The sequence below is a fragment of the Brevibacterium permense genome, from assembly GCF_025506275.1.
In the GTDB taxonomy this organism is placed as follows: Bacteria; Actinomycetota; Actinomycetes; order Actinomycetales; family Brevibacteriaceae; genus Brevibacterium; species Brevibacterium permense_A.
The window spans coordinates 1-446 of record NZ_QYCP01000037.1; the positions used below are offsets into that span (position 1 = coordinate 1).

General features: G+C 35.0%; 1 pseudogene. It reads left to right on the forward strand.

The annotated features are described in order from the left end of the window. Window positions 1–446, forward strand: a pseudogene (gene srrA, locus D3I60_RS01430) (two-component system response regulator SrrA); the annotation flags it as partial.

Below are 446 nucleotides of genomic sequence, written 5' to 3' on the forward strand. Positions count from 1 at the left end.
AAGCAAGTAATGGCCAAGAGGCTTATGAACTTGCAATGGAGAATAATTATGCTTGCATACTACTAGATTTAATGTTGCCTGAAATGGATGGTATCCAGGTGGCAACTAAATTGCGTGAACATAAACAAACACCGATTATTATGTTGACTGCTAAAGGTGAAGAAACAAACCGTGTTGAAGGTTTTGAATCTGGTGCAGATGATTATATCGTCAAACCATTTTCACCAAGAGAAGTAGTCTTAAGAGTTAAAGCACTTCTAAGAAGAACGCAATCTACAACTGTAGAACAAAGCGAACCTCACGCACGTGATGTGATTGAATTTAAACATTTAGAAATAGATAATGATGCACATCGCGTACTTGCTGATAATCAAGAAGTTAATTTGACTCCTAAAGAGTACGAATTATTAATATATTTAGCTAAAACACCAAATAAAGTATTTGAC